This is a genomic window from Moorena sp. SIO4G3 (assembly GCF_010692305.1).
GTDB lineage: Bacteria > Cyanobacteriota > Cyanobacteriia > Cyanobacteriales > Coleofasciculaceae > Moorena > Moorena producens_A.
This window is the reverse complement of sequence record NZ_JAAHIG010000351.1, coordinates 1-8,974: the sequence shown is the minus strand read 5'-3', so window position 1 is coordinate 8,974 and position 8,974 is coordinate 1. Positions and strand designations below refer to the sequence as shown.

10 protein-coding genes and 1 pseudogene are annotated in these 8,974 nt (G+C 43.2%); 5 read left to right on the top strand and 6 right to left on the bottom strand.

Translation table 11 applies throughout. The features are described from left to right. Positions 1–360: 360 nt before the first annotated feature. Both F6J99_RS36135 and F6J99_RS36130 read right to left on the bottom strand, forming a co-directional pair. Positions 361–1,128: pseudogene (locus F6J99_RS36135) on the bottom strand (transposase); the annotation flags it as partial. Positions 1,129–1,374: 246 nt separating this feature from the next. Beyond that, on the bottom strand, positions 1,375–1,587 hold the full coding sequence (locus F6J99_RS36130; protein WP_293120440.1) for a hypothetical protein: 213 nt from the start codon (positions 1,585–1,587) through the stop codon (positions 1,375–1,377). 53 nt (positions 1,588–1,640) lie between these two features. Here F6J99_RS36130 and F6J99_RS36125 point away from each other — a divergent pair, with 53 nt between their 5' ends. Continuing rightward, on the top strand, positions 1,641–1,835 hold the full coding sequence (locus F6J99_RS36125; protein ID WP_293120438.1) for a hypothetical protein: 195 nt from the start codon (positions 1,641–1,643) through the stop codon (positions 1,833–1,835). Here F6J99_RS36125 and F6J99_RS36120 read toward each other — a convergent pair. Beyond that, on the bottom strand, positions 1,817–2,092 hold the full coding sequence (locus tag F6J99_RS36120) for a hypothetical protein (protein WP_293120436.1): 276 nt from the start codon (positions 2,090–2,092) through the stop codon (positions 1,817–1,819). The two genes, F6J99_RS36125 and F6J99_RS36120, sit on opposite strands and share 19 nt — an antisense overlap. Before the next feature lie 21 nt (positions 2,093–2,113). Next, on the bottom strand, positions 2,114–2,353 hold the full coding sequence (locus tag F6J99_RS36115; RefSeq protein ID WP_293120434.1) for a hypothetical protein: 240 nt from the start codon (positions 2,351–2,353) through the stop codon (positions 2,114–2,116). A 351-nt stretch (positions 2,354–2,704) separates the two neighbouring features. Here F6J99_RS36115 and F6J99_RS36110 point away from each other — a divergent pair, with 351 nt between their 5' ends. After that, positions 2,705–2,938: a hypothetical protein gene (locus tag F6J99_RS36110; protein WP_293120432.1), complete on the top strand. Its 234-nt coding sequence runs from the start codon at positions 2,705–2,707 to the stop codon at positions 2,936–2,938. Next, entirely contained in the window at positions 2,938–3,141 is a 204-nt protein-coding gene (locus tag F6J99_RS36105) for a hypothetical protein (RefSeq protein WP_293120430.1), read from the top strand. The genes F6J99_RS36110 and F6J99_RS36105 overlap by 1 nt, the downstream gene beginning before the upstream one ends. Here the strand turns inward: F6J99_RS36105 and F6J99_RS36100 are convergent. Further along, positions 3,106–3,372, bottom strand: coding sequence for a hypothetical protein (locus F6J99_RS36100; protein ID WP_293120428.1), 267 nt, complete (start codon positions 3,370–3,372; stop codon positions 3,106–3,108). The genes F6J99_RS36105 and F6J99_RS36100 overlap by 36 nt on opposite strands. 62 nt (positions 3,373–3,434) lie before the next feature. Here F6J99_RS36100 and F6J99_RS36095 point away from each other — a divergent pair, with 62 nt between their 5' ends. Both F6J99_RS36095 and F6J99_RS36090 read left to right on the top strand, forming a co-directional pair. Beyond that, a complete protein-coding gene (locus F6J99_RS36095) occupies positions 3,435–3,584 on the top strand; it encodes a hypothetical protein (protein ID WP_293120426.1) in 150 nt (49 codons plus the stop codon). A gap of 182 nt (positions 3,585–3,766) precedes the next feature. Continuing rightward, complete coding sequence (locus tag F6J99_RS36090) at positions 3,767–6,148, top strand: ATP-binding protein (RefSeq protein ID WP_365974968.1); 2,382 nt, start codon at positions 3,767–3,769, stop codon at positions 6,146–6,148. On the opposite strand, the gene F6J99_RS36085 is transcribed toward F6J99_RS36090, so the two are convergent. Then, a complete protein-coding gene (locus F6J99_RS36085) occupies positions 6,111–7,940 on the bottom strand; it encodes a peroxidase family protein (RefSeq protein ID WP_293120424.1) in 1,830 nt (609 codons plus the stop codon). The two genes, F6J99_RS36090 and F6J99_RS36085, sit on opposite strands and share 38 nt — an antisense overlap. Positions 7,941–8,974 lie beyond the last annotated feature (1,034 nt).

Below are 8,974 nucleotides of genomic sequence, written 5' to 3'. Positions count from 1 at the left end.
GATTCGTTCCCACTGGTCATCCCGCAAGGCATAGCGACGTGTCATGATAGCACGGATCCTAATTGACTCAACTCTCTACATTTATCGATTCTAAACTAGATTGATTCCTATTTGATGACACGCCCTAGCTAAACAGTGGTTTTTAACCAGGTTTTTAACTCTTAAATCTTGCCTTGGCCGTAGGCCACGCTTCGCGAACGGCACGCTGCGCGAACGTAGGCGACCAGGTCGTTAGACCGGATTACGCAGCGCGCCGGAGACGAAACCTTAGATAATGGAGCCTTTATAACAACAGTTTTAACCCTTTTATGCATAACCTACAAACCAAAAAGGCTCCATTATCTTACGGTAACTTCTAACCAGTCTCTTGGCGTGCTCTTCACGTTGTCTACTTATTTTAAGGTGTGTCCTACCTAGTCTATTAATTGCTTTTTTACGGTTAGCAGAGCCTTTCTTTTTTCGAGAAACTCGACGTTGATAAAATATGGCGCGCTTTTCACCTTTTTTGTAAAACCTGGGATTAGGTTCAGAGTATCCGTCAGAGTCGGTATAAAACTCCTTCAAGCCTACGTCCAATCCAACAGTAAAGCCAGTGGCTTCTAATTGTTCTGAATTGTCTACTTTGACGCAAAACTGGACATAGTAACCATCGGCTTTTTGGACAATCCGAACTCGCTTGATTAATTTTTGTTCGAATCTCCACAAGTCCCAGGTACCCTTGAGCTTGACTTTTCCGATACCCTTCTTGTCGGTGAATTTTATGGACTTATTATCTGGGGATAACTTCCATCCAGATTGCTTATACTCCACTGATCTAGAATGTTTCTTGAAACGAGGATAACCCTTCTTTCCAGGAATTTTATTTTTGCAGTTATCGAAGAAACGTTTGATAGCACGTTCTACGTTCTCAACAGAGGCTTGGCAAGCATGACTATTGAGGTCTTTAACAAATTCAAACTCTTCCCTTAGTTGAGTGTTGTATCGATAGAGTTCTTTCTTCCCTGTTCCACGATTGTCCATCCAATACCGAAGTACCTTGTTACGGACAAAACGAGCCGTTCTAATGGCTTCATTTATTGCCAACTTTTGAGGCTCTTTAAGGACAGCCTTGAATTCCATAACCAACACGCTTATTTCACCTCCTTGGTATTGATGCATTGCTTTCTATTATAGTCGATATCTTAGGACTAAAATTTCCGGGCAGTTAGGGAATAAATTCCTGTTCGGGCTAACCCCATGGTTTGAAGTTACCGTAAGGAGAGTGGAGCCTTAATCAATAAGTTTTAACCTTTTTATGCATAGCCTGCCAACCATAAAGGCTCCACTCACAATCAGGTTTCGTCTCCGGGATAGAATCGGTGGGGCGTTGCGCCCTCAGGGTCTTTGGTCATCAAAATCGATGTTAATCGGGCCATTGGTGATGTCCAAATCACCAGTAGTAGCCATTGGTTGTAGATTGGTTTGGGAATCAAGCACAGAACAGCTATTGTTTATCATCGAGGTTTCTACTCGAACGTCAACAAAGAAATGAGATAGAGATTCCCTGATTGACTTTTTCCGGCTACCCAGGTCGAGTAGCCAGCACATTTTTCACTTTGTCAGTCTAAATTCTATCTAGGTGATCACACTATTGCTCTCGAATGCAAGAAAAATTCACTTTTTCTGTTCGCGTAGCGGCTCGTACCGAGCATCGCGTAGCGTGGCCCAAAGGCCAATCACGACAGGGGGATGGTGCCCTTTATCCATCAATTTTCTGTTTACACTCCCAAACCGCTAGAGGTTTAATTCCCTCCGTGGAACGGGCATCTTGCCCGTTTCATTCATTACCGCTTTGATTTAATAAATATTCCCAAATCCGTCGTATTTCCTCTTGATTTTGGCGAATCTCTGCTTGACTTTGACGAATTTCCTCTTGACTTTGACGTTGATAGGTTGCCAAATCCGAAAACAATTTTAAGGTCTCATTCAGAGAAACTCGTAATTGAGTAATTTCTGCTTGATTTTGCTCGATGGTCTGAGAGTGACGATTAATGTATCGTGCTGCTGTCTCTAACAAGTTCTCTACTTGAGTTAATCTTTCTTCTGGTGTCATGTCTGATGAATGTTAATAGGTTTAATTCCCGGAACGTCCCCGCTTTTTTAATAAATATTCCCAAATCCGTCGTATTTCCTCTTGATTTTGACGTTGATAGGTGGCTAACTCGGAAAACAATTTTAAGGTCTCATTGAGGGAAACTCGTAATTGAGTAATTTCTGCTTGATTTTGCTCGATAGTCTGACTATGGCGATTAATGTATCGTGCTGCTGTCTCTAACAAGTTCTCTACTTGAGTTAATCTTTCTTCTGGTGTCATGTCTGAACACTTTTAATTTTATATATTTATCTATTATATTCGATTTTTTATCATTATTTATGATGTTAAACATTTATCAAAAATTAGTGCCTTCGCGTAGCGGCTCCATTCGCGTAGCGTGGCCCATTCGCGTAGCGTGGCCAATAGGCCAAGGCCAAGGAGCATCGCATTCTAGTTTAGTGCGCTATTAAACCAATATAACAATTCTCTCCGCCCCACACTCTTCGCCCTACTCCCTACTCCCTACTCCCTACTCCCTACTCCCTACTCCCTACTCCCGATAAAGAAAGTACCTAACCCAATTGATAACTGCTATAGTAATCAGAGTATTGCTAACTTTAAGGTAGGATAATGACAGACAAAAATTTTGTAGCTGATAACGCTACTACTACAGAAATACTGGAACAAGTGATTGAAGAAATACAGCAAACTCCCCAAGAATACTTACCCAATTTGTTGCAGATAGTTCGTCTGTTTCGTGAGAGTGTTACACAGAATACGGCAGAAGAAAGCTTTCGTCAGGGATGGCAAGAAGCCATGACGCATGAATACACTTCCTGTTTCACAGCTGTGGGATGGGATTGATGCAGAATCAACCAGCCAAAATCCAAATCACGGTTACACCTGAGTTGAAGAGAAGCCTAGGCAATCTAGCCAAACGGTATCGTACTATCCGCTCTGATGTCCAGCCGATTATTGATCAGTTACAGTCAGGTGAAATTATTGGGGATCAGATCCCAAGCATTAGAGGTTTAATTCCCGGAGCGTCCATTACCGCTTTGATTTAATAAATATTCCCAAATCCGTCGTATTTCTTCTTGATTTTGGCGAATCTCCTCTTGACTTTGACGTTGATAGGTAGCCAAATCTGAAAACAATCTTAAGGTCTCATTGAGGGAAACTCGTAATTGAGTGATGTCTGCTTGATTTTGCTCGATATTCTGAGAGTGATGATTAATGTATCGTGCTGCTGTCTCTAACAAGTTCTCTACTTGAGTTAATCTTTCTTCTGGTGTCATGTCTGATCACTTTTAATCTGATCTATTTATCTATTGTATTTTAGTTTTACTCCTTATTACCGATGTTAAACATTACTAAAAAATTAGTGCGTTCGCGAAGCGGTTCCTTACTGGCAGTGCCAGACGCTGCGCGAACGGAACATCGCCATCTAGTTTGGTACTTGATTAACCAACGAAACCAATTACTTCTACCCTCTCCCTGGGCGTGTTAACCACACTTACCATATTTACAATTTTTATAATATTTACCACGCTTACCACGCTTACCACGCTGCACGCAAAGCTAAAATGTGGTAAACTAGGGAAATACGTATAAGCAGGTGGACAAAAATCAACTACCATCAAAGAAGCTACTATTCACACCATTCAGGCAAGTTAGCCCACCAGGCAGCAGGTGTTATCCTTAATTCCACCTACCAAATTATTTAGTAATCCAAAATTCCTCAGAATTTTGCCCTTGGCTGTGTTTGAACGTCTGGATCAGCGATTAGACGAGATGAAGTCAAGCTTGGGGGAAGAGGCAATACTCCTAAAGTCTGATATTTTGGGAAATCAGAGGGTGAGTACTGAGGCTCAGAGCCAGAGGTTTACCCTGATCGGATCAGAACAGTTCAGTTGTCTACTGTGGGGGGAAGCCCAACCGGAGACCTTAACTGGGTATGACTCTCTGATGAGACTGTACCAAGTGGGATTGACCTTCGCTCCGGACGCGATCGCAAACTTTCTTACCCATCTCAAAGACTCCTACCTAACCTCACCATTAGAAGTTGACACCTCTGAGGATATTCTCAACCTAATCAATAGGGCTCAAGCCTCCCTCAAACCCAATAATCCAGCTATCCAGAGCGAATTTACCCTATCATTAATCGATATTCTGTGTGACTACAGCACCGATGTTCCACCATTAGCAGAGCCAGATTATCCCTATGCGTCCATTTGTCAACCCGTAGCAGAAGCACTGCACCAGCAGGTTGAGCAAGAGCGATTGCTCAATCAGGTGACCAGTCAAATCCGTCAAAGCCAAGAGTTACCGCTGATCCTGACCACAGCAGTTGAACGGGTACGACACTTTTTAGAAGTAGACCGATTAGTCATCTATCAATTTGACTTTCCTTACAGCTCTAGTCCCACAGCACTAGAGCCAGCACCTGCTGCTGCCACTGAATTAGGCTGGGGTTGTATTACCTACGAAGCTAAAGCCTCCGATGGTATCCCATCAGTGCTGAATGTGATTGAGCAGGAGGAATGTTTAACCCATGTACCGAACTCTACACATAAATATCAGCGAGGGTCAACGGTTGCTGTTGATGATGTTGATAAGAGCTATAATACCCATAATTGCTTACTTAAACTGTTGCATCGACATCAAGTACGAGCCAAGTTAGTCGCACCAATTATTGTCGAAAACAACCTGTGGGGACTACTAATTGCCCATCAGTGTTTGGAGCCAAGGCGATGGCAGGACAGTGAAAAAAACTTTCTCCAGGCAATTGCTGAACACCTAGCCGTTGCCATCTATCAAGCGAAGTTATACTCCCAAGTGCAGCAGCAAAACAACACCCTTGAACAACGGGTAATTGAGCGCACCCAAGCACTCCGGGATGCTTTGCAAGCTGCTCAAGCAGCCAATCTTGCTAAGAGTGAGTTTCTAGCTACCATGAGTCATGAATTGCGCACCCCTCTAACCTGCGTAATTGGGATGGCAGCTACACTCTTGCGCTGGTGTTTTGGTCAGGACAGTTCCCACAGATTACCTGTCGAAAAGCAACAGCGCTATTTAAAAACTATCCAGGACAATGGGCAACACCTGCTAGAACTGATCAACGATATTCTGGATTTGTCTCAGGTTGAAGCAGGAAAGTTAGTCCTGACTATCAGCAAATTTTCCTTAAGTAAGCTAGCCAATCAGGTGTTGAGTAGCCTAAACGAACAAGCCTACCAACAGCAGGTGACTCTACAGCTAGATTGGCGAGTGCCACCAGAAAGGGACTGTTTTTCTGCAGACCAACGGCGGGTTACACAGATTTTGTTTAACCTTTTAAGTAATGGGATTAAATTTACCCCAGAGGGGGGTAAAGTAATCCTACGGGTCTGGCCAGAAAATCAGTTAGTAGTGTTTCAAGTGGAAGATACAGGCATTGGTATTGCCCAAGACCAGTTACCATTACTGTTTCAAAAGTTTCAGCAGCTAGAAACGCCCTACCGTCGCAAGTATGAAGGAACTGGCTTGGGGTTAGCCTTAACCAAACAGCTAATCGAACTCCATAGGGGCAAAATTGAGGTGGAATCGGTAGTGGGAGAGGGGTCTTGTTTTACAGTTTGGTTACCCACTCAACCCATGGCACCAGTTACTTCAGAAAAAGCCCTGCCAAAGTCCAACCTAACTCTCAAAGCTCAAGGCACTGTGGCCTTAGTGGAAAACCAAGAAGAGATTGCTACCCTAATTTGCGAAATTTTGACCGCAGCAGGCTATAAAGTAATTTGGTTGATTGATGCTTCCACTGCCATCAAACAAATTGCATTGCTTAAGCCCCAGACGATTATTATTGATTGGCAGTTACCGACCAGGGAGGGTTACGAAATGACTCAATGGCTGCGTCAATCCTCCACAACCGGTAGGGTAAAAATTCTGGCTTTAACAATTCCGACTGTGCCAAAGGTAGAGCAACAAGAGATGATGGCGGTAGTGGATGATTACTTATATAAACCGATAGAACCGATGGGATTATTGTACAGGGTTATGGCTTTGGTGGAAAGTTATAGCGCTGCGCTATAGCTGCTAAACCTAGGAGTGTAACTAAACCAAAAATGCTGCTAGGTTCCGGCACATCTTCTGGGACAACAAAAGCATTATCCTGGATTTTGGTAATCGTTGAGTTCCGGCGAATAATGTCCGAGAGGCGAGTGCTTTCTAGATCTGGAGCCAAGGCGAGCAGATGATCGAGATCGTTGAGGAAAAAGAATCGGTCACCATCTCGTGTCCGCGTGAACTGGTCTGAGATGACCGTATTGAATAGTTCACCGACCAAACCACCGTTGAAGGAGTCTTCAGATATTCCTCCAATCCAGAAATCCACATCCTCTACAGACTCGTAGATTTTTTCAAATAGAGCTGCTACTTCTGGGTTAGAAGTAATCCCAAGTTCGGTATCGGTGGTCAAGAAGGCAGTGACCGGATCCAGACCGAGTTCCACACGAGCCTGATTGTAGCCGGGAAGGCCAACTTCCCTTGCCCGCGCAATATTGATTGAAGCAAGGTCAAAGCCACCGGTGGCAATCGGGGCAAGGAAGTTCCGCACCTCGTCCACTATCTGATTGTCAACCTCTTGAGCCACCTGGGAAGCTAAACCCAAAAACAGTGAATCGACGCCATTATCAATCACCTCTTGGGGAGTGAAAAAGGCATCGGCAAGGGAGATACTTCCGGGGGAAGTGCCGTCATTGTTAATGCGCTGAAGCTCTGGGGAGAGAAGAGTGTGGCCAACGCGGAAGTTAGCATTGGCAAATTCCACACTGATACGTGGGTCAACGGTTGGATCGTAGCCAGAGTAATCCTCCAAAAGGCTATCCCCCATGATCAGCGGTAGGAACTCATTGTATGTGATTACTTGAATCTGAGCACCGACGACCTTACGAACTGATTCGTAAATAAAGTCGCCCTTATCAAGTCCTGACTTATGTAACTTCTCCAAAATGACCAGGTCGCCAGCGTCAATTTTTTCAGCAAGTTCTTCAGCCAGACGATTGTGCTCCCGTACGAACAAAGTGTGAACTGCGGTTAAGCCAATTTGTTCATTGGCACGAACATCGCCAGCGATGAACAACTCTTCTGATGATATAGGGGGAGTAGTGTTGGCATTAGGAAATCCGCCAGTGTTAAAAGGTAGTAACTCTTGGCCATTGATACTTTGGCTCTTGAGCTTTCCACTACCATCATTAGTACGCAAAAATTCCGCCCGCACTGGATCAGATCCGTAGACCTGTGAACCATCAATAAAAGAAGTCAGCTGGTTGATCTGCTGGCGCGGATTGCCAGGTCCAGTGCCAGTGCCTGGAGCTGCAGGAACCCTGATCAAGGGTATAGATGGCGCGAGTGGATCCGGAAGACCAGTAGCAATGTCAATAGGGTTAATTGGGATGGGGGTGAAATCTTCTCGTGGCCGATCTAATCCTCCCTCATTCAGATCCAAGTCGTGATCTATGAACTGCCCCCACTGCCAGATCCAGTCGCTGGCGTTGAGGAAATTAGGTACTAATTCCTTCTGGGGAACAATTGTATTACTAATGTCACGAGGGTTAGGCAGAATATTGCCGGTGCTACCCGTTGTTCTTGGTGCGTTGAAGCCATCCTCGTAAGCAGGAGTCAACAGCCGAAGCAGTGGTGTTTCCGCTTGACCCAATGTCGGATCATTGGGGTTGTTGCCAAATCCGTCAATGGTACGAAATTCTCCTGCAGCAGCAGGCACAGACATGGAAAATCCTAGGGCAGCGAAAGTGGTTATTGCTAAACCAAGCTTACGAGGCTTGAAGTTTCTAACCACTTCCAAGTTAGATAAATGATTTTTCATAAGGTTAGTACTTAGGTTAAGATTGCATCCCAACCGCTAATGTGGTAGATGCAGTAAAATACTTTATCTGTTCTAAGAAGGTGTTTGGAAAGTAGCTACATGGTTTGGTAAAGGCCGGTAATTTACTTTAGTTATCCCCAATATTCACAGGTTTTCGTCTAAAGTAAGTCTTCACGTAAGTCCTTCATTTATCGCCAGTAAATAATTTTTCAAACGGGCTATACGAGTGATGACGTATTTCTTTTGGCTACATAATTTATTCCGTATTTACCCCATAGTCAAGATTAAAAATTACTGCTAGTTGCTAATTTTAAGATAGCTGGATTTCGGATATCTACCGCAAAAAAAATATAGTTTTACAGAATCTTTAATTCTTTAATTAAAGATTATCTGGATAGAGAAGCACAATAAATCAATATCTTGTCAAGCCAATAAATCTTGATTGTAGATAAATATAGTGTAAGGATTTAGGTAGAGGGGTTGACAAAAGCCTAAAATTTAAAGTAGCCATTGATGAGTAAAGCAATTCTACCTCTTTTGGCTGAATAATCCCGTCAAGTTACCAACTAAAAAATTGCTGGCAATAATGCTGGTAAATCAAGCTTAATTAATTAGCTAAAACTGTAAATATAAAGACTTAATTTCAGTCTCAACTTAGACTATATCACCTGATATTATCCCTTAAAATGACCTGATAAAAAAAAGCGATAAAGTAAAAAAAACACACATACAACTACCAAGCCTATCTCCGTAAGAATCCCTGGCGCTGGGAGATAGGGAGATAGGGAGATAGGGAGATAGGGAGATAGGGAGATAGGGAGATAGGGAGATGGTAATATTTTTATTAAGGGTAATTATCTGGAGATATTATAATATAATAAACCCAGTGCTTAAACCAATTACTAGATAACGGTTATTAGATTTATGAGCTACACCTAATTTTTTCCCTATTCCCTATTCCCTATTCCCTATTCCCTATTCCCTATTCCCTATTCCCTATTCCCTAAAATCCAAAACTTCTATCCCTAACCTAA

Bases quoted from the DNA above. Each gene is read 5' to 3' on its own strand.
- F6J99_RS36115 (WP_293120434.1), bottom strand. From the start codon at position 2,353: ATGACACCAGAAGAAAGATTAACTCAAGTAGAGAACTTGTTAGAGACA.
- F6J99_RS36110 (WP_293120432.1), top strand. From the start codon at position 2,705: ATGACAGACAAAAATTTTGTAGCTGATAACGCTACTACTACAGAAATA.
- F6J99_RS36120 (WP_293120436.1), bottom strand. From the start codon at position 2,092: ATGACACCAGAAGAAAGATTAACTCAAGTAGAGAACTTGTTAGAGACA.
- F6J99_RS36085 (WP_293120424.1), bottom strand. From the start codon at position 7,940: ATGAAAAATCATTTATCTAACTTGGAAGTGGTTAGAAACTTCAAGCCT.
- F6J99_RS36130 (WP_293120440.1), bottom strand. From the start codon at position 1,587: ATGTGCTGGCTACTCGACCTGGGTAGCCGGAAAAAGTCAATCAGGGAA.
- F6J99_RS36095 (WP_293120426.1), top strand. From the start codon at position 3,435: ATGTTAAACATTACTAAAAAATTAGTGCGTTCGCGAAGCGGTTCCTTA.
- F6J99_RS36125 (WP_293120438.1), top strand. From the start codon at position 1,641: ATGCAAGAAAAATTCACTTTTTCTGTTCGCGTAGCGGCTCGTACCGAG.
- F6J99_RS36100 (WP_293120428.1), bottom strand. From the start codon at position 3,372: ATGACACCAGAAGAAAGATTAACTCAAGTAGAGAACTTGTTAGAGACA.
- F6J99_RS36105 (WP_293120430.1), top strand. From the start codon at position 2,938: ATGCAGAATCAACCAGCCAAAATCCAAATCACGGTTACACCTGAGTTG.